20 protein-coding genes and 1 tRNA gene are annotated in these 24400 nt (G+C 69.5%); 8 read left to right on the top strand and 13 right to left on the bottom strand.

Annotated elements, in window-relative coordinates:
* The 9 genes from ACFFCN_RS11645 to ACFFCN_RS11605 form a co-directional block, all read right to left on the bottom strand.
* Positions 1-1512, bottom strand: a 1512-nt coding sequence (locus tag ACFFCN_RS11645; protein ID WP_375491757.1) for an NADH-quinone oxidoreductase subunit G, incomplete at its 3' end; no start/stop codon positions are given.
* Positions 1513-1514: 2 nt separating this feature from the next.
* On the bottom strand, positions 1515-2828 hold the full coding sequence (gene nuoF / locus ACFFCN_RS11640) for an NADH-quinone oxidoreductase subunit NuoF (protein WP_375491760.1): 1314 nt from the start codon (positions 2826-2828) through the stop codon (positions 1515-1517).
* A complete protein-coding gene (gene nuoE / locus ACFFCN_RS11635) occupies positions 2825-4012 on the bottom strand; it encodes an NADH-quinone oxidoreductase subunit NuoE (RefSeq protein ID WP_375491755.1) in 1188 nt (395 codons plus the stop codon). The genes nuoF and nuoE overlap by 4 nt, the downstream gene beginning before the upstream one ends.
* On the bottom strand, positions 4009-5325 hold the full coding sequence (locus ACFFCN_RS11630) for an NADH-quinone oxidoreductase subunit D (protein WP_375491754.1): 1317 nt from the start codon (positions 5323-5325) through the stop codon (positions 4009-4011). The genes nuoE and ACFFCN_RS11630 overlap by 4 nt, the downstream gene beginning before the upstream one ends.
* A gap of 25 nt (positions 5326-5350) precedes the next feature.
* Positions 5351-6115: an NADH-quinone oxidoreductase subunit C gene (locus ACFFCN_RS11625; RefSeq protein WP_375491752.1), complete on the bottom strand. Its 765-nt coding sequence runs from the start codon at positions 6113-6115 to the stop codon at positions 5351-5353.
* A gap of 4 nt (positions 6116-6119) precedes the next feature.
* Positions 6120-6659, bottom strand: coding sequence for a NuoB/complex I 20 kDa subunit family protein (locus ACFFCN_RS11620; RefSeq protein WP_375491750.1), 540 nt, complete (start codon positions 6657-6659; stop codon positions 6120-6122).
* 6 nt (positions 6660-6665) lie between these two features.
* The gene (locus tag ACFFCN_RS11615; RefSeq protein WP_375491748.1) at positions 6666-7028 is read right to left on the bottom strand and encodes an NADH-quinone oxidoreductase subunit A; all 363 of its coding nucleotides are present in this window, start codon (positions 7026-7028) and stop codon (positions 6666-6668) included.
* 99 nt (positions 7029-7127) lie between these two features.
* On the bottom strand, positions 7128-8456 hold the full coding sequence (locus ACFFCN_RS11610; protein ID WP_375491746.1) for a geranylgeranyl reductase family protein: 1329 nt from the start codon (positions 8454-8456) through the stop codon (positions 7128-7130).
* A 598-nt stretch (positions 8457-9054) separates the two neighbouring features.
* A complete protein-coding gene (locus ACFFCN_RS11605) occupies positions 9055-10626 on the bottom strand; it encodes a DHA2 family efflux MFS transporter permease subunit (protein ID WP_375491744.1) in 1572 nt (523 codons plus the stop codon).
* 142 nt (positions 10627-10768) lie between these two features.
* On the opposite strand from ACFFCN_RS11605, the gene ACFFCN_RS11600 reads away from it, so the two are divergent.
* From ACFFCN_RS11600 to ACFFCN_RS11580, 5 genes are all read left to right on the top strand, one after another.
* Entirely contained in the window at positions 10769-11818 is a 1050-nt protein-coding gene (locus tag ACFFCN_RS11600; RefSeq protein ID WP_375491743.1) for an Lrp/AsnC family transcriptional regulator, read from the top strand.
* 19 nt (positions 11819-11837) lie between these two features.
* Positions 11838-12287: a GNAT family N-acetyltransferase gene (locus ACFFCN_RS11595; RefSeq protein WP_375491742.1), complete on the top strand. Its 450-nt coding sequence runs from the start codon at positions 11838-11840 to the stop codon at positions 12285-12287.
* Between the two features lie 111 nt (positions 12288-12398).
* Positions 12399-12731, top strand: coding sequence for a hypothetical protein (locus ACFFCN_RS11590; RefSeq protein WP_375491740.1), 333 nt, complete (start codon positions 12399-12401; stop codon positions 12729-12731).
* 36 nt (positions 12732-12767) lie between these two features.
* Entirely contained in the window at positions 12768-13193 is a 426-nt protein-coding gene (locus tag ACFFCN_RS11585) for a cupin domain-containing protein (RefSeq protein ID WP_375491739.1), read from the top strand.
* Positions 13190-13825, top strand: a complete 636-nt coding sequence (locus ACFFCN_RS11580) for a PaaI family thioesterase (protein WP_375491737.1) — start codon at positions 13190-13192, stop codon at positions 13823-13825. Before ACFFCN_RS11585 ends, ACFFCN_RS11580 begins: the two co-directional genes overlap by 4 nt.
* A 19-nt stretch (positions 13826-13844) precedes the next feature.
* On the opposite strand, the gene ACFFCN_RS11575 is transcribed toward ACFFCN_RS11580, so the two are convergent.
* Positions 13845-13918 (bottom strand) — tRNA-Thr (locus ACFFCN_RS11575).
* A 115-nt stretch (positions 13919-14033) separates the two neighbouring features.
* Here ACFFCN_RS11575 and ACFFCN_RS11570 point away from each other — a divergent pair.
* The 3 genes from ACFFCN_RS11570 to ACFFCN_RS11560 all read left to right on the top strand — a co-directional run bounded on the left by ACFFCN_RS11570 (position 14034) and on the right by ACFFCN_RS11560 (position 19104).
* On the top strand, positions 14034-15794 hold the full coding sequence (locus tag ACFFCN_RS11570) for a DUF563 domain-containing protein (protein ID WP_375491759.1): 1761 nt from the start codon (positions 14034-14036) through the stop codon (positions 15792-15794).
* Between the two features lie 75 nt (positions 15795-15869).
* Complete coding sequence (locus ACFFCN_RS11565; protein ID WP_375491735.1) at positions 15870-17621, top strand: DUF563 domain-containing protein; 1752 nt, start codon at positions 15870-15872, stop codon at positions 17619-17621.
* A 7-nt stretch (positions 17622-17628) separates the two neighbouring features.
* Positions 17629-19104, top strand: a complete 1476-nt coding sequence (locus ACFFCN_RS11560) for a hypothetical protein (RefSeq protein ID WP_375491733.1) — start codon at positions 17629-17631, stop codon at positions 19102-19104.
* 66 nt (positions 19105-19170) lie between these two features.
* Here the strand turns inward: ACFFCN_RS11560 and ACFFCN_RS11555 are convergent, their stop codons facing one another.
* The 3 genes from ACFFCN_RS11555 to ACFFCN_RS11545 all read right to left on the bottom strand — a co-directional run bounded on the left by ACFFCN_RS11555 (position 19171) and on the right by ACFFCN_RS11545 (position 24344).
* On the bottom strand, positions 19171-19923 hold the full coding sequence (locus ACFFCN_RS11555) for a class I SAM-dependent methyltransferase (protein ID WP_375491731.1): 753 nt from the start codon (positions 19921-19923) through the stop codon (positions 19171-19173).
* A gap of 84 nt (positions 19924-20007) precedes the next feature.
* Positions 20008-20781 (bottom strand): class I SAM-dependent methyltransferase, encoded by a 774-nt coding sequence (locus ACFFCN_RS11550; protein ID WP_375491730.1) that lies wholly within the window; start codon positions 20779-20781, stop codon positions 20008-20010.
* Between the two features lie 62 nt (positions 20782-20843).
* A complete protein-coding gene (locus ACFFCN_RS11545; RefSeq protein WP_375491728.1) occupies positions 20844-24344 on the bottom strand; it encodes a CDP-glycerol glycerophosphotransferase family protein in 3501 nt (1166 codons plus the stop codon).
* Positions 24345-24400: the final 56 nt, after the last annotated feature.

The following is a 24400-nucleotide window of genomic DNA, read 5'->3' as shown; positions in this document are numbered from 1 at the left end:
GTGCCGCGCGCCGGTGTCGGCGGCCAACGCGGCGACCGCGCTGAGCGCACCGGGTGTGCTGGCCAGCCGCTCGCCGACGAGGATCACCGCGCCGGCGCCGCGCAGGGCGTCGGTGACGGCGGCCGGCAGCTCGCGCAGCACGACGGCTTCGGCGCCCGGAGCCGCGTGCACCAGGTCGCCGTGCAGCTTGGCGAGGCCGTTGGACGCAAGCGCGGCCACCGACCACACCTTCGTGCGCGCGTTACGCGTCGACTTGCGCAGCCGCAGGAAGACGATCGGCGACTCCTCCTCCGGCTCGAAGCCGGCGAGCAGCACCGCGGGCGCCTTCTCCAGGTAGCGGTAGGACACGTGCTCGGGTGTCAGTCCGGCGACGTGCGCGGCCAGGAAGTCGAGCTCCTCGGCCGACCCGGGCCGCGAGCGCATGTCGACGTCGTTGGTGTTCAACGCGACGCGCGCGAACTTGGCGTAGGTGTACGCGTCCTCCTCGGTCAGCCGGCCGCCCGGGAGCACGCCGACCCCGCCGCGGTCGACGGCCTCGGCGAGCCCCTGCGCTGCGCGCTCGAGCGCCTCCGGCCAGGACGCCGGCACCAGCGCGCCGTCGTCGTTGCGCACCAGGGGGCTCAGAATGCGATCGGCCTGCTCCGCGTTGTGGAACGCCCAGCGGCCCTTGTCGCAGTTCCACTCCTCGTTGACCTCGGGGTCGTTGGCCGCGAGGCGGCGGGTGACCTTCGAGCGACGCCAGTCGGTGCGCTGCGCACAGCCGGACGCGCAGTGCTCGCAGACCGAGTCGGTGGACTGCAGGTCGAACGGCCGTGCGCGGAAGCGGTACGACGCACTCGTCAGCGCGCCCACCGGGCAGATCTGCACGGTGTTGCCGGAGAAGTAGGACTGGAACGGCACCTCCTCCGAGGTGCCGATCTGCTGGTCCGCGCCTCGCTCGAGCAGGTCGATGAACGGGTCGCCGGCGATCTGCAGGGAGAACCGGGTGCAGCGCTGGCACAGCACGCACCGCTCGCGGTCGAGCAGCACGTTCGAGCTGATCGCCAGCGGCTTGGGGAACGTGCGCTTTTTCTCGTGGAAGCGGCTCTCGGCGCGGCCGTTGCTCATCGCCTGGTTCTGCAGCGGGCACTCGCCGCCCTTGTCGCAGATCGGGCAGTCCAGCGGGTGGTTGATGAGCAGCAGCTCCATGACGCCCTGCTGCGCCTTGTCCGCGACGACGGACGTCAGCTGTGTGTTGATCACCATGCCGGGCATGACGGTGGTGGTGCAGCTCGCGGCCGGCTTCGGCATGCCACGCCCGTTGCCCATGTCCGGCACCTCCACCAGGCACTGGCGGCAGGCGCCGGCCGGGTCGAGCAGCGGGTGGTCGCAGAAGCGCGGGATGGAGATGCCCAACTGCTCGGCGGCGCGGATCAGCAACGTGCCCTTCGGCACGGAGATCTCCAAGCCGTCGATGGTGACGGTGACGAGATCTTCCTTCTCGGCCGCCGTCTTCTCCGGTGCAGACGTCATATCTAGTGAGCTCCAGCCAGGACGCGGTCGCCGGCCGCCCGGAACGGGCAGCCGTGCTCGACGTGCGCCAGGTACTCGTCGCGCAGGAACTTGATGGACGAGGTCACGGGCGACACCGCCCCGTCGCCGAGCGCGCAGAACGAGCGGCCCAGGATGTTGTCGGACAGGTCCAGCAGGGTGGCGATGTCCTCCTCGGTGCCCTCGCCGTTCTCCAGCCGCTCGTAGATGCCGACGTACCAGTACGTGCCCTCGCGGCACGGCGTGCATTTGCCGCACGACTCGTGCCGGTAGAACTCCGACCACTTCAACGTCGCCCGCACGACGCAGTCGTCCTCGTCGAAGATCATGATGGCGGACGTGCCGTTCATCGTGCCGGCCTTGACGGTCGCGTCGAAGTCCAGCGGCACGTCGAGGTGCTCGCGGGTGAGCAGCGGCGTCGACGAGCCGCCCGGCGTCCAGAACTTGATGTCCTTGCCGCGGCTCATCCCACCTGCGAGCTCGATCAGCTCGGCGAGCGTCGAGCCCATCGGCGCCTCGTACTGCCCGGGGTTCTTCACCCGGCCGGAGAGCGAGTAGATCGACGTGCCGGGCGAGCCGTCCGGGCCGAGCTGCTTGAACCAGGCCGCGCCGCCCAGCACGATGTACGGCACGCTCGCGAGCGTGCCGACGTTGTTGACGACCGTCGGCGCGTCGTAGAGGCCGTTGGTGGCGGGGAACGGCGGCTTGAGCCGCGGCTGCCCGCGCCGGCCCTCGAGCGAGTCGAGCAGCGCGGTCTCCTCGCCGCAGATGTACGCGCCCGCACCGGCGTGCACGGTGATCTCGCAGTCGAATCCGGAGCCGAGGATGTCCGTGCCCAGGTAGCCCTTCGCGCGCGCCTCGAGCACCGCGGCGGTCACCCGGCGGATCGCGTGCACGGCCTCGCCGCGGATGTAGATGAACGCGTGCGCCGCCCGCACCGCGAAGCAGGCGATGATGATGCCCTCGATCATCGAGTGCGGGTCGTTCATCATCAGCGGCAGGTCACGGCAGGTGCCGGGCTCGCCCTCGTCGGCGTTGACGACGACGTAGTGCGGCTGCGGCTCCTCCCCCTCCTTGGCCTGCGGGATGAACTGCCACTTCATGCCGGTCGGGAAGCCTGCGCCGCCGCGGCCGCGCAGGTTGGAGTCCTTGACCATGGCGATGAGGTCGTCCGGCGCGATCGTCAGCGCTTTGCGCAGCCCGGCGTAGCCGTCGAGTCGCTCGTAGTTGTCGATCTTCCACGGTTGGTCGGTGCCGAACCGCTTCGTCAGCACGGGGGTCAGCTGCACGGCGGTCAGCCCTTCTCGGTGTCGGTGCGCGTCGAGTGCGACGGGTCGGACTCGGCGGTCTCCAGCGGGGCGTCGCTCTCGCTCGGGCCCTCTTCCTCGGACTTGCCGGCCTGCCCCGCCGAGCGGCGCGCGGCCTTGCCGCCGCGGCCGGTGTCGGTGCTCTTCTGCTCGTCGCCGGAACCCGTGCTGCCCTCGGGCGCACCGCCGGACCCGGCGTCATCGGCGCCGAGCTCGAGCTGTTCGCCGCGCCCGGCGGCCGGTGCTGCGGCGACCTTGTCCTCGGGCGTCGTCTCCGGCTGCGCGCTGGGCGCCGCGGCGGACGGCACCTCCTGCGCGGGCCCGCGCCGGCCGGCCACCGACTCGCCGTCCTGCAGCGAGTACGACGGCGCGGTGTCGCCACGCTCGATGGCGAGGTTGACACCGGCCAGGGTCGGCGTCCCGGCACCGTTCGCGTCCGGCGCGAGCGCCGCAGCGTCGTGCAGCCCGGCAACCTGCCGCTCGATCTGGCGGAAGGTGCACAGCGGCGCGCCGCGGGTCGGCGCCGGTCGCTCACCGGCCTGCAGCTGCTTCACCAGGCCGCTCGCCGAGGCCTCGGTCTGGTTGTCGAAGAACTCGTAGTTGACGGTGACGACCGGCGCGTAGTCGCAGGCAGCCAGGCACTCGGCGTGCTCCAGCGTGATCTTGCCGTCGCGGGTCGTCTGGTTGTTGCCGACGCCGAGCTGGTCCTTGAGCGTTGCGAAGATCTCGTCGCCGCCGAGCATGCCGCACAGCGTGTTGGTGCAGACGCTGACGAGGAACTCGCCTGTGGGCGAGCGCTTGTACATCGTGTAGAACGTCGCGACGGCCGCCACCTGCGCCTTGGTGAGGCCGAGGATGTCGGCGCAGAAGGCGATGCCGTCCGGCGTGACGTAGCCCTGCTCGGACTGCACGAGGTGCAGCAGCGGCAGCAGCGCCGAGCGGGCCTGGCCTTCGGGGTAGCGCGAGATCAGCTCGGCGGCGTCGGCGCGCACGGCGTCACCGAAGACGTTCGGATCGCCGGGCCGGTCCAGGTTGATGACCGACGTGCGGAAGTTGGTGCGGTCACTGATCTCGCCGGCCGCGTTGGTCGGCAAGGTCTCGCGCGTCGGCTGCTGGGCGAACGGCTCGAGCGCGGAGTCCGCGCTCATGTCGTGCGACGTGATGGGTCGACTCACCGGTCACATCCGCCCATGACGGGGTCGATCGAGGCGACGGAGGCGATGACATCGGCGATCATCCCGCCGATCGACAGCGTCGCGACGGCCTGCAGGTTGACGAACGACGGCTCGCGGAAGTGCACGCGGTAGGGCCGCGTGCCGCCGTCGCTGACGACGTGCGCGCCGAGTTCGCCACGCGGCGACTCGACGGCCTGGTACACCTGCCCCGGCGGCACCCGGAAGCCCTCGGTGACGAGCTTGAAGTGATGGATCAGCGACTCCATCGAGGTGTTCATGATCTTCTGCACGTGCTCGAGCGAGTTGCCCATGCCGTCCGGCCCGAGCGACAGCTTGGCCGGCCAGGCGATCTTCGGGTCGTCGTGCACGACCGGGCCGGGCTCGAGCCGGTCCAGCACCTGCTCGATGATCTTGATCGACTCGTGCATCTCGGCCACGCGCACGACGAAGCGCGAGTAGCTGTCGCCGCGGTCGTCGGTCGGCACTTCGAAGTCGAACGTCTCGTAGCCGAGGTACGGCTCGGTCTTGCGCAGATCCCACGGCAGGCCGGCGGCACGCAGCAGCGGGCCGGTGACGCCGAGCGAGAGGCAACCCTCGACGCCGATCCAACCGACGTCCTTGAGCCGGTTGACCCAGATGGGCTGGGTGCGCAGCAATTTGTCGACGCCGCGCAGCTCCTCGCGCTGCTCGTCGAGGAAACCGCGGATCTGCTCGTCGTAGCCGTCGGGCAGGTCCTGAGCCACGCCACCGGGCCGTACATAGGCGTGGTTCATCCGCAGCCCGGTGATCAGCTCGAAGATGTCCAGGCACCGCTCGCGGGCGCGGAACCCGTTGGTCATGGCGGTCAGCGCGCCGAGCTCCATGCCGCCGGTGGCGAGCCACACCCAGTGCGACGACAGCCGGTTGATCTCCATCATCAGCACGCGGATCAGCTGCGCGCGGCTGGGCACCTCGATGCCGAGCAGCCGCTCGACGCCCATCGAGTAGACGGTCTCGTTGAAGATCGGGCTGAGGTAGTCGGCGCGCGTCAGGAAGGTGACGCCCTGCGTCCACGTCCGGAACTCGGTGTTCTTCTCGATGCCGGTGTGCAGGTAGCCGATGACGACCCGCGCGTCGGTGACGGTCTCGCCCTCGAGCTCGACCACGAGGCGCAGCACGCCGTGCGTCGACGGGTGTTGCGGGCCCATGTTGAGCACGAGCCGCTCGTCCTTGATCGGGTCGTGCGCAGCGATGACCTGATCCCAGTCGCCGCCGGTCAGGTTGTAGACGCGTCCCTCGGTGGTCTCCCGGGACGGTGCGTAGGAATCGGTCACGGCTGTGCCCTTCCCTGTGGCTCGCTCACTTGTAGGCCCTGCGCTGGTCCGGCGGCGGGATCGTCGCGCCCTTGTACTGCACCGGGATGCCGCCGAGCGGGTAGTCCTTGCGCTGCGGGTGGCCGTCCCAGTCGTCGGGCATCAGGATCCGGGTCAGCGCGGGGTGGCCGTCGTAGACGATGCCGAACATGTCGAACGTCTCGCGCTCCTGCCAGTCGGCCGTCGGGTACAGCGGCGTCAGCGACGGCACGTGCGGGTCCTCGACACTGACCGCCACCTCGAGGCGCACCCGCCGGCGATAGGTCATCGACGTCAGGTTCGCCACGGCGTGCAGCCGGTTGGCCGAGCCGAGGTAGTCGACGCCGGAGACGTTGGAGCACAGCTCGAAGCGCAGTGACGGGTCGTTGCGCAGCACCTCGGCCACGCCGAGCAGGTGCTCGCGGGCGATGTGCAGGGTCAGCTCGCCGCGATCGACGACGACCTTGAGCACGGCGGCGTCGAAGTCCGCGTACGCGTCGCGCAGCGCGTCGACGATCTCGTCGAAGTAGCTGCCGTAGGGACGTTCGGCGGCCGGTGGCGTCCACGGCTCGCGGACCAGGCCGCCGAAGCCGGAGGTGTCGCCGCTGCCCGCGACGCCGAACATGCCCTGGCGTTCGATGCCGTACGGCGAGTCGGCGGTGTCGCCGGTGACCGCGGCGGCGCCGGTGCCGACGGTGGCGCGGGCGACGTCGCTCGCCGCCTGGTCGGGCGCGGAGTCCTCGGCAACCGGACGCTCTGTGGGAGAGGACATGCGCTCAGCGCCCGTACTTGTAGGACGACGGCACGAGCTCGACGGTCTGGCCCTCCAGCGCTTTCGCGCGCTTCGGGCCCAGCGGCTCGTTCATGATCTTGTGGTGCAGCTTGAGCACGGCGTCGATGAGCATCTCCGGCCGCGGCGGGCAGCCCGGCAGGTACATGTCCACCGGCACGACGTGGTCGACGCCCTGCACGATGGCGTAGTTGTTGAACATGCCGCCGCTGGAGGCGCAGACACCCATCGCGAGCACCCATTTCGGCTCGGGCATCTGGTCGTAGATCTGGCGCAGCACCGGTGCCATCTTCTGGCTGACGCGGCCGGCGACGATCATCAGGTCCGCCTGCCGCGGTGACGGCCGGAAGACCTCCATGCCGAAACGCGCGGAGTCGAAGCGCGGCGCACCGAACGTCATCATCTCGATCGCGCAGCAGGCGAGGCCGAACGTCGCGGGCCACAACGACGACTTGCGCGTCCAGTTGACCAGCTTCTCGACGTTGGCCAGCAGCACGCCGTTGGGCAACTTCTCTTCCAGACCCATGAGCTCTCAGTCCCAGTCCAGTCCGCCGCGACGCCACACATAGGCGTAGGCGACGAACACGGTGACGATGAACAAGATGATCTCCACCAGCCCGAACAGGCCGAGCGCCTTGTTGGCGACCGCGTACGGGTACAGGAAGATGATCTCGATGTCGAAGACGATGAACAGCATTGCCGTCAAGAAGTACTTGATCGGGAAACGCTGGGGGCCCATCGGCTGTTCGGTGGGTTCGATGCCGCACTCGTAGAAGTCGAGTTTGGCCTTGTTGTAACGCTTCGGTCCGGTGAACGGCGCGATCGTCACGGAGAAGACCGCGAAGGCCGTCGCGAGCGCGAACAGCAACACGATGGGCAGGTACGGCGCGAGCATTGTGGCTGCTCTCCCTTCTGCGACGGGTCCGAATATCGGGTTGTTCAGGCGGTTGTCAGGCTAGCCCTGCGGTCGCGCCAGGCGGCGGCTTAGGCATGCCTAACGCACCGCCGGGGTGAGGCGGGTCAGCACGTCGATGACGCGGTCAGACACGTCACGGTCGGATGCGCTGCGCGGGTCGGTCAGGTTCGCGAGCAGCTTGAGCACAAAACGCATGAGCGCCGGGTGCGGCAGCCCGTGCCGGGTGCACGCCTGCATCACCTTCGGGTTGCCGATCAACTTCACGAACACGCCGCCGAGCCGGTAGTACGCGCCCCACTCGTCGGCCATCCGCTGCGGGTAGGCGTGCAACGCGGCCTCCCGCCGCGAACCCGCCGGGACGGCGAGCGCAGCGACAGCGGCCTCGGCGGCGAACTTGCCCGACTCCATGGCGTACGGGATGCCTTCGCCGTTGAACGGGTTGACGCTGCCGCCCGAGTCACCGACGAGCAGCAGCCCGCGCAGGTAGTGCGGCGTGCGGTTGAAGCCCATGGGCAGTGCGGCGCCGCGGGTGGGGCACGTGGCGTTCTCCTCGCGCAGCCCCCACTCCTGCGGAGTGTTGTCCAGCCAGCGGGTCAGCAGTGAGCGGTAGTCGGTCTTCTGGAAGCCGGTGCTGCTGTTGAGCACGCCGAGCCCGGCGTTGACCGTGCCGTCGCCCATGCCGAAGATCCAGCCGTAACCGGGCAGCAGGTCGGACTGGTTGGGCTTGCCGTCCCACAGCTCGAGCCAGGACTCGAGATAGTCGTCATCGGACTTCGGGCTGCGGTAGTAGCGGCGGACAGCAACGCCGAGCGGGCGCTTGTCGTTGCGGTGCACGTCGAGGCGCTGCGCGAGCTTGCCGGACACGCCCTCGCAGGTGAGTACGAGCGGCGCGTGGAAGCGGACGACGTCCTTCGCCTTGGTCTTGCCGCTGACGCCGACGACCCGACCGCTCGCGTCGAGGATGGGCTCGGTGACGCTGACGTTCTGGTACAGCCGCGCGCCCGCGCTCTGTGCCTGCTGCGCGAGCATCGCGTCCAGGTCGGCGCGCGGCCGCACGAGGCCGAAGGGCGGGAAGCTGGTCAGCTCGGGCCAGTCGAGGTGCAGCCGCTGACCACCACCGATGACCCGCAGCCCGCGGTTGTGCAGCCAGCCGTTGGACTCGCTGACGTCGATGCCCATGTCGACAAGTGCGCGGGTGCCGCGTGGAGTCAGGCCGTCGCCGCAGACCTTCTCCCGCGGGAACGTGCTCTTCTCGACGAGCGCGACGTCCAGCCCGGAGCGCGCGAGCCAATAGGCCGCGCTGCTACCGCTCGGACCCGCGCCGACGACGACCACGTCGGCGTGGTTGTCGGCGTCCGGCGCCAGGCCGGCGAGCTGCGCCTCGGCTGTGGGGGCCGCCATGGACATGCTCCTGCGCGGGGTGGTCGGTGCTTGTGAATGCGTTCACGAGCGGTGCAGAGTTGAGTGTATTCCTCACATAGGACCGCCCGCGCCGGGACGGGCTCGAGGCGCGGGATGCGCGTAGCGGACACGCGAGGCTCCGACGCGCGGGACGGGATGTCGTCCGTGCCGACAGGCGAGGCACCGGCGCGCGGGACGTTCGTACCGAACGTCCGACCGGCACGCGAGGGCATCGACCAACGGGATACCCGACTCAGACCTTGAGGATTGCCCACATCTTCGTGCACGGGCGCGCGGCAGGGATTGCCTACATGTCCGCGCGACGCGCGGTACATCCGTGTGGGCAATCCTCAAGGCCGGGAGCGCAGTACATCCGTGCGGGCAACCCTCAAGGCCGGGCGCGGGACATCCGTATGGGCAATCCTCAGGGCCGGGCGCGGGACATCCGTGTGCGCAATCCTCAAGGACCCAGGAGCGATACCTGGTTGCGCCCGGCTCGGCGCCGCTCCGGCGCGGGTAGCCGGGGCGGCCGCAGCCGCTGCACACATGATGAATCCGCACTCCGCCCTGCCGGAGCGAGGCGGAGTGCGGATTCATCGTTCGGTCAGACGGCCAGCGGTTCCTCGTCCGTCGCACGGCCGGCGTCGGTTGCGGGCTCGGCGTGCGCCGGCTCGGCACCGGGCGCCGCCGCCGCCGCGGCGACTCGCGCCGGGCGGATCAGCACCAGCGCGGCGAGGCCGGCGAGCACACCGACAACCGCGGCCCCGTAGAACGTCGCCTGCAGGCCACTTGCCGTGGCGGCGTGGATGACGGCGTCGACGTGCGGCCGCTGCGCCGCGGGCAGCGTGCCGAGCAGCCGTTGCGCCTGACCGCCGGACAGCGCCCGGGCGGCGTCCGCGGCGTGCGGCGTGCCGTGCCCGGCCAGGTAGCTGCTGATCCGCGACGTGAACGCAGTGCCGAGCACCGCAATGCCGATCGCGAAGCTGAGCTGCCGGGCCGTGTTCACCGCGCCCGCCGCCATGCCGGCACGGTTCATCGGCACGGCGCCCATCGCGGTCGAGCTCATCGTCGGGATCGCGAGCCCGGTACCCAGACCGGCCAGCACGTAGCCGGGCAGCAATGCCGTCCAGCCGGCGTGCGCGTGCAGCAGCAGGCCGTCGGCCACCGCGCCGGCACCAATCAGCAGCAGGCCGCCGCCGATGATCGGCCCCGGGTTGGCGCCGTGCAGCCGGCGACCCACGACCGCCGACAACGCGAACGCGGCCACCGAGAGCGGCAGCGACACCAGGCCGGCGCCGATCGGTGACATCCCCAGCACCGACTGCAGCCAGATCGACACGTACGTCAGGGCGGCGAAGGCGGCGAAGTTCACCGCCAACGCAGCGACCAGGACGCCGACGAACGAGCGGTTGCGCAGCAGCGCCAGATCGAGCATGGCGTGCCGGCCGTAACGCTGCGAGAGCGTGAAGGCGACGAGTGCGCCGCCGCCGGCCACGAGACAACCGATGACGGTGCCCGACGTCCAGCCCAACTCGTTGGCCCGGATCAATGCGAACGTCACCACGCCGGCGAAGGCGGTGAACGTCGCGGTACCGATTGCGTCGACGCGCCGGGTGCGGTCGGCGGCGTCCGTGGCGAACACCGCGAGGGTCAGCGCCAGTGCGACGACGGTCAGCGGCAGGTTGACGAAGAAGATCCACCGCCAGTCCAACGCCTGCGTCAGCACGCCGCCGACGATCGGACCGACCGCGGCGGCCGCACCCGAGACGGCGCCCCACACGCCGTAGGCGACGCCGCGGTCCTTGCCGGCGTAGCTGGCATTGAGCAACGCGAAGGTGGTCGCGAACATCGCGGCGGCGCCGGCGCCCTGCACGAAGCGAGCGGCGACGAGCACGCCGGCGTCGGGCGCGATGCCGCAGGCCAGCGACGACGCCGCGAAGACCGCGAGGCCCGCGACGTACACCCGCCGGTGCCCGACGAGGTCCGCGAACCCGCCGACGCCCATGAGCAGTGCGGCGAGCACCAGGGCGTACCCGTCGAGCACCCATTGCAGGGACGAGAAGGTGGTGTGCAGGTTGGTCGCCATGTCCGGCAGCGCGACGTTCACGATCGTGACGTCGATGAGCAACATGAACGAGCCGAGGCAGATCGCGATGAGTGGTAGCCACTTGCGCATGTCAGCTCTCCTTCGGTTATCCCTTCGACGAACGGGCTGCGGCGCGATCGACGCCGTTCGTTCGCCGGTTCGAGGGAAATCCTGTCGAGCAGGGCTGCTGAGCAGACGGCGTTTCCGGGCCGTTCGTGATCTAGTTGTACAAGTGAGCCCTGGAACGCAGCAAACTCCCGCCGTTGACGCCGTAGACCGCAAAATCCTCCAGGCGCTGCAGATCTCCCCACGGCTGCCGTTCGCGCTGCTGGCGCAGGTGCTCGACCTGTCCGAGCAGACGGTGGCGCGCCGCTACCGGCGCCTGCACCGCGAGGGAGTCATGCGGGTCACCGCGGTGGTGAACCCGGCGCCGCTCGGGCAGAGCAACTGGCTCATGCGGGTGCAGTGCCGGCCGAGCGGCGCCGGCTCACTCGCGCAGGCGCTCGCGCGCCGCGACGACGTCAGCTGGGTGTCGCTGGTCGGTGGCGGCGCCGAGGTCGTGTGCATCCTGCGGGCGCGGACACAGCAGGCGCGCGACGACCTGCTCATCGAGCGGTTGCCGCGCACGACACAGGTGCTCGGTATGTCCGCGGCGGTCGTGCTGCACCGTTTCGGGGCGGACGAAGACGAGTGGAGCGGGCTGGACGGGAACCTGACACCGGAGCAGGAGGCGGCCGTGCGCGAGTGGGTCGAACCGTCGCTGGGGCTGCTGGGCCGCGTCCCGTCGCCGGCCAATGCGAGCGGCGAGCCCGACCGGCCGCGATTGATTGCGGGTGACCTCGCGATGCTCGGACTGCTGGTCGCCGACGGACGCGCCACCTACACCGCACTCGCCGCGGCAGCCGACACGACACAGGGCCGCGCTGTGCGCAGGCTGCGGTCGCTCCTCGCGGACGGCGTCGCCTACCTCGACGTCGACTTCGCCATGCGCACACTCGGTTATGCCTGTCAGGCGGTGCTGTGGCTGACCGTCGCACCGGCCGACCTCGAGCCGGCCGGACAGCGGCTGAGCAGCTTCGCGGAGGTCGTGTTCACCGGCGCGATCACCGGCGCGCACAACCTGAGCGTCACCGTCGTGTGCCGCGACCTTGCTGCGCTCTACGCCTTCGTGACCGAGAAGGTGAGCACCGTCGACGGTGTGCACGCGATGGAGGTGTCACCCGTCCTTCGCGTCGTGAAGCAGGCCGGCGCCATGCTCGTCGACGACCTCCTTGCCGGCTGACCCGGCTAGCGTCGCCGTGGTGACGACCGGCGACGACTTGCACATCCGTGACGCCGCGACTGCGGAGCTGGACGCGGCGACGCTTTATCGCATCCTGGCGTTGCGCAGCGCGGTGTTCGTCGTCGAGCAGGAATGCGCGTACCTCGATCCCGACGGCCGCGACCTCGAAGCGGGGGCGCGCCAGCTGTGGATCGAACTTGACGGCGAGCTGCTGGCCACGCTGCGCATGGTGACCGACCCGGGCGGCGTCCTGCGCATCGGACGGGTGGCCACTGTGGTGCCGGCGCGTGGCGCGGGGCTGGCGGCGCGGCTCATGCAGCGTGCGCTCGAGCTCGCCGGCAGCGCGCCGACGGTGCTGGAGGCGCAGGCGCATCTGCACGACTGGTACGCCCGCTTCGGGTTCGTGCGCGACGGCGCGGAATACCTCGACGACGGCATCCCGCACATCCCGATGCGCCGCTCATCGTGATGTGTGCCGCGATCCACGAGGCGTCGGCCGCTCCCGCTGGCGCCCCGGTCGCGGCGGACTTATCTTCCGTCCGACCTTGAGCGAACCGTCTAGCGGACAGAGGTACCTCGCGTGGCCGAACCGAACACCCATGTCAACGACGCGGTCGCCGGAGCGCTGGCTGCTGTCGCGGACGAGTCGGAACAGATCAGGTCCGCCGTTGCCGCCGCTGCGGCTCAAGGCGCTGCGAACGCTGCGGTGCCGCCCCCTGTCGGCCCCGCCGTCGGCGCGATCTGGATCATCTTCGTCAGTGGGTTGGTTGCGGTCGTCATCCTCACGGCCGCCCTGGCCGGCAGCTATGTGCTCGACCGGCATGCGGGGCCACCGGCTGCCCTCGTCACCGTCTTCACCTCGACGCTGAGTGCCCTCGTCGGACTGTTCGTCAAGGCTCCGTCGCAGCGCTGACGATGCCGTCGTGACCGGCGGCCCTAGGCTGCGGACGTGAACGCGAGCGACGTCACCCTTGATCCGGTCGAGCTGGGCATGCAACCGCACCCCGAGGGCGGTTGGTACCGCGAGACGTGGCGGCACGAGACGAGCGTCGACACGGCCAACGGCCCGCGGGCGCTCGTCACCTGCGTCGCATTCCTGCTGGAGCCCGGGCAACGCTCGGCGTGGCATCGGGTCGCATCCGCAGAGCTGTGGCTGTGGCAGGGCGGCGGCCCGCTACAGCTCGACGTCGGCGGTTTCGACGACTCCCCCGTCGCGTCGTTTCGCTGCGAGCTGCGCGCGGGTGGGCAGTACCTCGTCCGCGCGGACGAATGGCAGACCGCGCAGCCGGGCGGTGCCGAGCCGGTGCTCGTCGCCTGCGTCGTGGCACCCGGTTTCGACTTCGCCGACTTCACCCTCGCCGACGGGGTGACATGAGCGGCGACGCCACGACCGCCGACGGGCAGCAGCCGTGGCCCGACCCGGCCGGCCGCGGCGAACAGGAACGCGGCGGCGTGCCGTACGCGCAAGTGCACCGCGCACAGCGGCGACTGCAGGATCTGCTCACCGGCGCCGCGCTGCCGCCGTCGGTGGCGGGCGACGTCACTGCGCGGCTGGCCGAGCTCGCCGAGCTGTGCGCGCTGCACCAGGTGAGCGAGCACGACCGGCTCGACGGCATGCGCCCCGACCTGCCCGGCCGCGGCCATCCGATGCTGCCGCCCTACGTCGTCGACTCCCAGGAGCCTGGGCACATCCGCGGCCGGGTGACCTTCGGCCGTTTCCACCTCGGCGGCAACGGCGTGGTGCACGGCGGTGTGCAGCCGCTGCTCTTCGACGACGTGCTGGGCATGGCGGTCAACCGCGGCTTCGACGGCGTCGCGCGCACCGCGTACCTGCACGTGGACTACCGCTGGGTGACGCCGATCGACGTCGAGCTGACCTTCGAGGCCACCCGCGATTCGGTCGACGGCCGCAAGCGGTACGGCTCGGGGCGCCTGCTCGACCCGTCCGGTCGGGTGCTGTCGAAGGCCGAGGCGCTGTTCGTGCAACTGCTGCCCGGCCAGCCCTGACTCCGGGCAACGGGGACGGAGCCGCCTCGGGGAATCGAACCCCGGACCTACGCATTACGAGTGCGTCGCTCTGGCCGACTGAGCTAAGGCGGCGGACGTGAGATGCCACTGTATCCGGTCGGCCATCGGGCCCGGCGGCCTGTCGCCGGGCGGCCGACCCGTCCTGCACGGCCGCTTGCCCGCCGTGGCTTAGGGTGCTCGCGTGCCGATGAAGCAGCGCGTCAAGACTCTGGGCACCCGAACGGTCAAGCGACTGCAGAACCGCGTCGGGCCGGTCCGGGACACATCCGACCCGGTTACCGACGCGCTGACCGATCTGCTGGGCGCCACGGCCCGCCGTCCCCGGACCGTCTTCATCCTCGCCGACCCAGCCGTCCGCCGGCCGGTCCGCGACTGGATGTCACGTTTCCCGCGCGGCACGGTGCACGTCGTGGCACCGGCAGAGGGTCCGGACTGGGATCTGGCCAGGTACGACGCCCAGTGGCACCACGCGGAGACGGTCGGTCAACGCAACTGGCAGCTCAAGATGCACGGCTCGGCAGACGTGATCATCGATGTGATGCCGCACGACGCAAGCGAACAGGTCGAGCAGTGGCGTCACCTGTTCCTGCACCTGCGACCCCGCGGCGTGTACGTCGTCGACACCTCCGCGTCGACAGGCAATGCGTTCGATCCCGCGTGGGCCGAGACGCTGAACCTGATCATGAACGTGGGCACGGAGGGCGGCCCCGCCCTGCCGCCCGGCTTCGCCGAGCTCAGTGCCTCCACGGCCGGTGTCGCCGTCTCGCGCGACGCCGTGGTCGTGCACAAACGGCACCAGCACCTCGTCAAGCTGGGTCACGCGGAGGCCAACCGGATGTTGGTCGGCCGCGAGCCCGGTCTGACGGTGACCGAAATGGCCACGTTGCCGGGCGGCGTACTCACCAGCCGCGCCACGACCACCTCGCACGAGGCCGGGGTCGAGATCACCGCCTTGGACCCGTCGTTGCCCTACCCCGACCTGCACCTTCGGCACTACGAGGGCCGGGTGTCCCTGTCGGCCCACTCGCTGGCGTACGCAGGGGACACGATCCTGCCCGACTCGTTCCGGCACCACCTCGCACACACGGACAACCCGCGGGTCAGGTCGGTGTCCGCCACCTTCGGCCGGATTGCGTCCGCCGACCGTCCGCACAAGCATCTCAACGGCTCCTACTACCACTTGGACTCGCCGTTCCACGGTCACTACGGGCATCTGACCACCGAGGTCATCTCGAAGCTGTGGGGTTGGGACGCGGCCAAGCAGGCGATCCCCGACCTCAAGGCGTTCTTCCAGGTACGGCACGGCGGTGAGCGCGCCCCGGCGCTGGAACAGCAGTTCTTCACCGCGTACGGGATCGACCCGGCGGACATCGTGTACACCAACCACCCCGTCACGGTGGACTCGCTGGTCGCGGCGACGCCCATGTGGCACAACCAGGTACCGCACTACGTACACCCGGAGATCGCCGACGTGTGGCGGCGGCTCGCGACGTCGTTGACGGACCCCGCGGCGCGGACCTATGAGCGGATCTTCGTCTCGCGTAGCGGAGACCTCGGCAACCGCAAGTGCCGCAACACGGCCGAGGTCGAGGACTGGTTCCGCAAGCACGACTTCGAGATCGTCTATCCCGAACTGTTGGATCTGGGCGCGCAGGCCGCGGTCTTCGGAGCCGCACGCGTGGTCGCCGGGTTCGGCGGCTCGGCGATGTTCAACATCCTGTTCGCCCAAAGGCTGGAAACGCTGATCGTCATCAACCACGAGGCCTACACCGCCCGCAACGAGCACCTGTTCGCCTCGGTGCTCGGCGCCGACGAGCACTACTTCTGGAGCACGCCGGACAACCCGCACCCGCCCGGTGGGTGGAACGGCGACTCGTTCATGTCCGGCTGGGAATTCGATTTCGACCGCAACTCTGCCGACCTCGAGGCGCTGCTCGGCCAGCTGTGACGGCACGTCGCTCCCGGGCACTCGACGGCCCCGGTAAGCGGGCAGGCGCGTCTCGCGGTGCATTAGGGTCCTCGTGTGCAATCGGTGCAGCGGGTCAGGGACCTGACCGCGCGGGCGACCGGCAAACGAGACGCAACGGCCGAACGCGAAGCGGTCGCCGAGGCACTCATCGATCTGCTGGGCAGACCCGACCGGGAGCCGCGCAGGGTCTTCGTCTTCGCCGAGGCCGAGGCCCACGAGCCGGTGCTCGCGTGGATCGGTCGATTCCCGCCGGGCACGGTGCACGTCGTGTCCGCACAGGACCGGCCGGACTGGCAAGTAGCGGGGCAGGACGTTGCGCAGCTGACGGCTCGAGACCGCGCGGAACGCATCCGGCACCTCGAGCTGCTGGGGCCCGTCGACGTCATCGTCGACGTGCTCCCGCAGGACACCGACGCACAGATCGAGCTGTGGCACGACGCCTTTCTGCATCTGCGGCCCGACGGCCTCTACATCATCGACACCTCGTCGGCGGGCGCGCACACGTTCGGTACGGCGTGGTCGCAATGGCTGGCGCTGCTGCTCGGCGGTGACCGGCAGGGCGCGGCACCCACTGCGCGGGATCGCGAATTCACGGCGTCGACCGGCGAAGTCGCGGTGTCCCGCGACGCCATCGTGATCCGCAAACAACAGCGTCACTACCTCAAACTGCGCGACGACGAGGCCGACCGCATCCTCGCGAGCCGCGAACCCGGCCTGACCGTCACCGAACTCGCCACGCTCCCGGCCGGCACGCTGGTCAACCGGGGGACGGTCACCTCGCACGAGGCCGGGGTGGAGATCACCGCATTGGACGTGGACCTGCCCTACCCCGCCCTGCACCTGCGGCACTACGACGGTCCGGTGTCGGTGGTCTCGAACGCGCTTGTCTTCTCCGGCGACACCGTCCTGCCGGACTCCTTCCGACATCATCTCGAGCGTTCGCCACGCAACCCGAAGCTCACCAGCGTCTCGGAGCGGTTCGGTCGCATCGCCACCGACCTGCTGCCGCACCGCCATCTAGACGGCGCCTACTACCACCTCGACTCCGAGAACTCCGGCCACTACGGCCACCTGACGACCGAGGTCATCTCCCGACTGTGGGGATGGGACGCCGCGAAGCGCGCCGTGCCCGATCTCAAGGCCCTGTTCCGCGTCCGGTGGCCCGGCGAGCGCGACCCTGCACTGGAGCGACGCGTGTTCTCGGCGTACGGCATCGATCCGGCGGACATCGTATGGACGGGCGTGCCGGTGACCGTCGACTCGTTGGTCGCCGCCACTCCGATGTGGCACAACCAGTTCCCGCACTACGTGCATCCGCAGATCGCCGAGACCTGGGAGCGGCTGGCCACGTCACTCATCGATCCGGACGCGCCTGCATACGACCGGATCTTCGTGTCCCGCAGCGGCGATCTCGGCAATCGCGCGTGCCGCAACATCCGCGAGGTCGAGGACTGGTTCCGCGAGCGGGGCTTCGAGATCGTGTACCCGGAGTTGCACGATCTCGGGACGCAGGCGGGGATCTTCGGTGCCGCGCGCGTAGTGGCCGGGTTCGGCGGTTCGGCCATGTTCAACGTCTTGTTCGCGCGCCGCCTCGAGACGATGATCGTGCTCAACCACGAGGCCTACACCGCGCGCAACGAGCATCTGTTCGCGTCGGTGCTCGGTGTCGACACGCACTACTTCTGGAGCACTCCGGACGTCGAACACCCGACCGGCGGGTGGAGCGAAGCCGCATACTATTCCGGCTGGCAGTTCGACTTCGCCCGCAACGCCGCCGACCTGGACCGCCTGATCAAGGAGTTGTGAACGCCCCATGACCGCCCAGGTCTCCGTCGTCGTTCGGGTCGACGGCCCCGCCCCCTGGCTCACCGCACTCGCCGCGTCGTTGGACGCGCAGACTCTCGGGTACGACGACTTCGAGACCGTCCTCGTGCTGGCCGAACCGGGCGGCCCTACCCACGATCGCGTCGCCGACTTTGCCCGGCACCGGCCGAACGTGCGTGTGGTCACCGGCGAGCTGGTCGTCGCCGAGCACCTGCAGGGCCGATGGGTCGTGGACCTCGGTGACGATCTCGACGAGCGCCGTCCGGAGCTGTTCCCGCAGGCCCTTGGGCAGCTCGTGGCCTTCGGCGAGACCCACGGCTGTGCGGCTGTGCTCGGTCGCGCGCAAGTGCGCGGGCGCCGCGTGCTCGATCGGCTGTTCGCCCGCGACACGGGCGAGCTCGCCGCGGACGTGCTCGGTTCGCTGACCGGCCCGGCGCCGCTGATCGCGGTCGCCGCACAGGTCGCAGCCCAGGTCGGCACCTGCCCCCGCCTACCGGACGTGCCCGGTGCGGTCGGCGCCCTGGGCGATCACCCCGTGGTCTTGATCAGCGGGCCGGTCGACGCGGACGAACAGTTCCGGGTCGCCGAGGCGGTGGGCCACTGGGTGGACGGCACCCTCGAGTTGCGCGCCATCCTCGATCCGCCCGCAACCCCTGACGCTGCGCCCGTGCTGCATCTGCGCCACGCGAAGACCTACGACGAGCTGGCCTTGCCGACGCGCGTAGAGCAGGACGGCGCCCGGCCCGTGGTCGTCGCCGCGCTCGATGTCCGGGCGGCGACAGCCGACGGCCCGCTACCCGACGGGCCATGGGAGCTGCATCTCGTGCAGCCCGGCGACACGAGCGCGTGGATCGAGCCCGCGCCGGTGCCGCCGCTGCCCGGCCCACTGCCGTCGGCAGCGATAGGTGGCCTCCTGGTTGCCAGTACCCGGCGACAGGACCGGCAGGTGGTGGATGTCGCGGCCACTGCTGCGTCGGTCGTCGGAAAGGTGCCGATCGCAGCGGGCTCGGTAGCCGAGTCAGCCCGCGGCTCGCTGCTCACGCTGCGCCTGGACGACCTTTCGGTGCTCGACGCGGGCGCCGTACGTGGGCAGTTGTTCCTCGGCAGCCTCGTACTCCCCGTCGACCTCGTCAGCGACGGCGACAGCGTGCGGCTGCAGAGCTGGGTCAGCGGCCTGCCGGCTACCCTGCCGGTCCACACGCGGTTCGGCATCGGGCCCAGAACGGCCACCGGGCTTGCCTTGCAGATCGACGGCGACGGCGCCATGGCGGTCGTCGCCGAGCCGCCGAAACCAGAAAAGGCCGTCAGTACCAAGCCGCAGCCGGCGCCACGTCGCCCGTCGCTCACCCAACGGGTCACGACCCGGGTTCCCGAGCCGCTTCGTCCCGCGGTGCGCACAGTCGCCCGCAATCCGTACGCGCAGCGCGCCTACCGAGCGGTCCGCGCCCGGCGCGCCAAGGGCTGATCGGCTTCGCGTCGCCCGGTCGCCCGACCGAAGCAATTCCACGCCCAGGGTCCTGGGCCTCGTGTCCTACGCCTGGGCGAATTGTGCGCCGAGGCCCGCGCGCAACGGCTCGTCGAGCAGTGCGCGTACCTCCGCCGGCGAGGCGTCGCGGGGGGCATCCGCGAGCGCGCGCCAGAACGGCGCATCGAGAACGCGCTCGGGTGCGTAAGCGGTCAACCGGTCCAGCACGGACTCGGGCACAGGCTGTGGGTCCGGCGAGCGGAACTCGGCCATGATCTCGTCGTAGTTGTCCGACAACGCGGTGTTGCTTGGGTCGAGGCCGAAGACGACCACCATTCCTGTCGGCGTGGTGTCCACCGGCAACACCACGAGGTCAGGCCGGTACCGGTCGAATACGGCCAGGATCGGATAGAGGTCGCCGGCCCACTCGTAGGTGTGCCGTTCACGTGCAGCTTCGTCGACCGTTCGCGGCAGCATGTCGTCGAGAATGATCAACGACCGCGGCGTGCAGTACCGCTCGGCGTTGATGAAGTCACGCAAGGTGAACTCGAACAGGTGCAGGCCGTCGATGAATGCGAGATCGAACGGCTGACCCCCCGTCGGCGCGAGCGGGTCCGGACGGGTGAAGTACTCGTCACTGCTCGTGCGAAACAGCGTCAGGTGGCAGTCGATCTCCGTCTTGATACTGAACAGCGGGTCGATGCCCACGGACCGGCAGTGTGACAACGCCATGCTGTGGCCCTGGCTCACCCCGATCTCGAGGTAGGTCTGCGGTTCGAGTTCGCGGTGCGCGGTCGCCAAGAAGGGCAAGTAGTCCACGTGGACACACTATCGGCCGCGAGACCGTCCGTAGCGCAGCCGGTGGTCGGGCACCGCCGACACAAGACCGCCGCAAGGTCCCGGTCAGAAAGAGGCGTAGCCGGTCTTCTTCTGCGTAGGCTTCTTGATTTGCTTGGCCTTGTCGAACACGATGATGCTGTCATAGACGTGCATGCCACGGATCGTCTTCGTGTACACGTCCGGGTTGAGGTCCGGCAGTTCGTGCCCGTACCAGGCGTGCATCTGGTCGACCAGACCTTTGGCATATTCGATGAAGGTCAGGGGGCCACGCAGTCCGCCGCCGTAGCGCTCCCAGTAGCTGGTGTGCAGATCCTCGATCAGGAAGATGCCGTTGTTCTTGATGATCGGCCAGAAGATCTCGAATGTGTTGATCTGCTGCTGAGGGTGGTGCCCGCCGTCCTCGATCAGAATGTCGACCTTCCCGAGTCGCTTTGCCAGGCCGGCCAAGAACTCGCGGTCGTTCTGGTCACCGATGACCACCTCGATCTGTGGCCCGGTGAGCTCGGCGCACGCCGGATTGATGTCCACGCCGACGATGCGCGCCTTCGGGCCGAGATAATCACGCCACATCTGCAGCGAACCGCCCTGCCACACGCCGAACTCGAGAAGGGTCACCGGCCGGTCGCGGAACGGCGCCACGTGGCGGTGGTAGATGTCGAAGTAGTGCAACCACTTGTTGATCATGCGCTGATCGTTGTTCTCGAAGTACTGCCGCAGCGGGTTGTTGGCGCGTCGCTGGATCTTGCGGTTGACGGCGTCGAGTCGGCGCGCACCGCGGTCGAAGAATTTTGTGTCCGACAGGCTTGCTTCGAGGCTGCGGGCGTTGAATTTCGGCATCGAGTTGCATCCTTGCGAAGGTTGGCGTGCGGGGGCAAACCCGAGGCAGCGTAGCAGCGTGCTCAGGAGCCGAGGATCGCCTTCAGCACCCGGGCGGACGCCTCGCCGTCCTCCAACCCGCAGAACCGCTCCACGAAGCGCGCGTAGACCTCTGCGTGCGTGTCGACGAGGTCCGGGTCGGCGAGAGCGATGCGCAGGTCGCCGAAGTTTGTGACCACCGGTCCGGGGACGGTCTTTGCAAAGTCCAAATAGAAGCCACGCAGGTGATCACGGTAGTGGTCCAGGTCCCACGCATAGAAGATCATCGGCCGACGGGTGTTCGCGAAGTCGAACATCACCGAGGAATAGTCGGTGATCAACAGGTCGGCGGCGAGGTAGAGGTCCTGGATGTCCGGATACATGGTCACGTTGTGCACCTGCCGGACGTCCTGCAGCCGGGCGCCGACGGTCTCTTGCAGCAGCTGGTGACCACGGAACAGCAGGACGTCGTCGGCGCCGAGCAGGTTCTCCCAGGTCGCCGGGTCGAACGGCAGCGCCAAGGAGTAGTGACCCGTGTTGTCCCGCTGGTCCTCGCGCCAGGTGGGTGCCCAGAGAATGACGCGCTGGTGGGGCTGCAGGCGCAGCCGCGCGCGGACCTCGGCGCGGCGCTCCTCCACGTCGGGCGCGTAGAAGATGTCGTTGCGCGGGTAGCCGGTCTCGAGGACCTCCCCGCCGTAGCGGAACGCGCGGCGCAATATCTGTGTGCTGAACTGGTTCGGCGAGATCAGCGCGTCCCACTTCGTCACCTCGACGGCGAATTGGTCGAGGTAGTTGACGTTGCCGAACTGCGCGTTCTCGATGTCGAAGCCGATCCGCTTCAACGGCGTCCCGTGCCACGTCTGCAGATAGGTCGAGCCTTCGCGCTTGACGTAGTACGGCGGCATCGAGTCGTTGGCGATGACGTAGCGCGCCTGCGCCAGAGCCGCGAAGTACTCCCGGGTGCCGAGGACGACCGACCGCACGCCGTCCGGCATCCGGACCGACGTGTCGCGGCGGACCCACACCGCGGGTAAGTCGTAGTCCTGCCGCTGCATCTGTTCGTACAGCGCGCGGGGGTTGTCGGAGTACTGCTTGCCGGCCCACGCCTGGAACAGCACCGTGGTTCCCACGGGACGGCGGCGGTACTTCTCGTACTGCGTCGTCTGCAGCCGGTTCTGGTGGAACGTGCCGTTCTCGTCCACCCGGACGGAGCGCACGACCACGGTGAACAGCTCCGGCCCGATCTGCACCTCGGCCCGCGGCAGTTCGAACAGGGTCGAACCCGCCTGGCAGTTGACGGTGTCGACGGTGAGCCCCCACCAGTCGGGGGCTCCCGGCGTGGTTTCCGCGAGTCGCAGATGCCAGGTGGTGGGCTTCAGCGAGACCTGTGTGCGACCGTCGAGGACGTCGAACACGACGGTGCACTGCTCGCCGGACCCCGACATCTCGACGGGCTCGACGCGATCACCGCCCGCGGTGGTCAACGCGACCTGTGGCGGCCCGGTCTCGTACAGCGCGGCCGGCAGCACGAGTCCCACGTGCAGGCGGCCACCGGTCCAGTGTGCGGACGTGACACGCACGCGGGCGCGCCGGTCGGAGAGCACGACGAGCCCGTGGGCACCGGCACGCGCGGTGATCTCCCGGCCGGTCTGCACGTCCTCGTCGTGCATCAGCGGCCCGGCGCGGTCGGTGACGACCGGCAGCGGCTGGCCGTCGCCGGCGGCCGGCTCGACCGTGGCCCGCCAGACGCGGCGCGCGGCGAACGAATTGCGCACCCGCTGCGCGGAGAGGTCGCAGACGGCGATCATCCGGCGGGCGTCCTCGGGGTCCTTGGCCAGCGTCGCCACGGCGGGTTCGAGGTGGCTGTCGGACGACCATTTGACGATCGGGTCGATGATGTCGTGCCCGTCCGGCAGCCGCAGCCGCAGCGTCAGCCGGGTCCCGGTCGGGTCGATCTCCATGCGCTCGGCCAGTGCGTAGTCGCGTGTCACGCTCACCGTCAGTTGGCCGCGCAGGTTGGTGTGGGCGGACACGAGAGCACCGTCGCTGCGGATGACATCCACGCCGGTCAGCTGCCACGAGTTGCGCGGGCGGGCGAGCGCGGCGCTGCGGCGGCGCGGACCGTTCACGAACCCGACACGCGCGTAGTACGTCGCGACACCCGACGCCGGCGCCCGGAACTGGTTCAGCGGGATGCGCGTGCGGTATCCGGCCATGTCGTAGGACGCACCCGAGCGCAGGAACTTCTCGGCGAGCCCTCGGTTGCGGACCGGCACCATCGGCCGCACGACACGGTGCTTCAGTCTCTTGGAACTCAGTGAGATGTATCGCGGAGCCGACCAGGCATGGTTGAAGGGAACCCCGCTGATCAACGCATACCCGCGGACGACCAGGTGATCGTCGTCCACCGCCACGTCCTCGACGCTGCACCGGATCGGCAGTCGGTACGTGACGTCGTAGGTGCTGCGTGGCAACACGACGGGCTGGTTCGAGTCGTCGAAGAACGGCAGGTCCGCATAGAGCCGGGTGCCACGCCGGCGCACGTCGTAACCCTCGCGCGCCGCCTTGCGTTCTCGGACGAGTTCGACCGTCTGCCGCACGCCGCCGCGCTGCAGCAGCGCGTAGGCCACGCGTTCCCAGGGCGGCAGCTTGTTCAGCGTCTGCTCCTCGACGTGTTCGAGGTAGCGACGCATGTGGTCGGCGAACAGCTCGCGGAACTCGTCGTCCGCGACATCGAGCACGCCGAGGTACAGCGACATGTCGAGCGTGAGCACCTTGCGGTCGTGCTCGCGCCGCGCGTCGGCGAGGTCGTGCTCGATCAGCACGTCACTGATGTGCTCTAGCGCCTCGAGACGGTCGCGCAGATTGCTGACCTCGGCCCGGCGCTGCGTGATCGACAGCGAGCCGTCTCCGCGTTCGCGCCACTCGTAGACGACGTCGAGCAGCAGATCCACCGAGGACGCCAGCACGTGCGCGGGGATCGTCACCGGCATGTCTTCGTAGACGACACCCTCGGGGAAGCGCAGGTGGTGCGCATCCCAGAACGAGCGGCGGAACACCTTGTTCCATGCCGTCGTGTCGTAGACGAGCTCCGGATGCCGCGAGATGTGCGTCTGCGACACCGCGCGGGGGATCGCCTTGGAGTGAATGGCCGAGGCCCACGTGCGGGTCAGCCCGAGCCGGCGTACCCGCCCCGCGGCGATGTCCGAGCCGGTCGACTCGAGGCTTTCGCACATGCGCTCGTAAGCGTGCGTCGTCACCTGGTCGTCGGAGTCGACGAATGCCAGATATTTGCCTCGCGCCCGGTCCAGGCCGATGTTGCGCGCGCGGCCGAGGCCGCCGTTCTCGACGGTGACGACCGAGATCCGCGCATCCCGTTGCGCGTATTCGTGCGCGATGGCGCCGCTTGCGTCCGTGCTCCCGTCGTCGACGCAGATGATCTCGAGATCGGTCAGCGTGCTCGCCAGGATGGAATCCAGGCACGGCCGCAGGTAAGCCTCCACGTTGTATATCGGCACGACGACCGACAGCAGTGGATCGGACACCACGCGTACCTACCTGCCTGCTCTCGACTGCGATTCGCTCACCGGGACTCCGCCGT

The sequence above is a fragment of the uncultured Jatrophihabitans sp. genome (genome assembly GCF_964246335.1).
Classification (GTDB): domain Bacteria; phylum Actinomycetota; class Actinomycetes; order Mycobacteriales; family Jatrophihabitantaceae; genus Jatrophihabitans.
This window is presented reverse-complemented; position numbering and strand designations above follow the sequence as displayed.

Coding starts and splice junctions, on each gene's coding strand:
- ACFFCN_RS11580 (WP_375491737.1), top strand. CDS start 13,190: ATGAGCGGCGACGCCACGACCGCCGACGGGCAGCAGCCGTGGCCCGAC.
- ACFFCN_RS11550 (WP_375491730.1), bottom strand. CDS start 20,781: ATGCCGAAATTCAACGCCCGCAGCCTCGAAGCAAGCCTGTCGGACACA.
- ACFFCN_RS11610 (WP_375491746.1), bottom strand. CDS start 8,456: ATGTCCATGGCGGCCCCCACAGCCGAGGCGCAGCTCGCCGGCCTGGCG.
- ACFFCN_RS11570 (WP_375491759.1), top strand. CDS start 14,034: ATGAAGCAGCGCGTCAAGACTCTGGGCACCCGAACGGTCAAGCGACTG.
- ACFFCN_RS11605 (WP_375491744.1), bottom strand. CDS start 10,626: ATGCGCAAGTGGCTACCACTCATCGCGATCTGCCTCGGCTCGTTCATG.
- ACFFCN_RS11625 (WP_375491752.1), bottom strand. CDS start 6,115: ATGTCCTCTCCCACAGAGCGTCCGGTTGCCGAGGACTCCGCGCCCGAC.
- ACFFCN_RS11615 (WP_375491748.1), bottom strand. CDS start 7,028: ATGCTCGCGCCGTACCTGCCCATCGTGTTGCTGTTCGCGCTCGCGACG.
- ACFFCN_RS11620 (WP_375491750.1), bottom strand. CDS start 6,659: ATGGGTCTGGAAGAGAAGTTGCCCAACGGCGTGCTGCTGGCCAACGTC.
- ACFFCN_RS11560 (WP_375491733.1), top strand. CDS start 17,629: ATGACCGCCCAGGTCTCCGTCGTCGTTCGGGTCGACGGCCCCGCCCCC.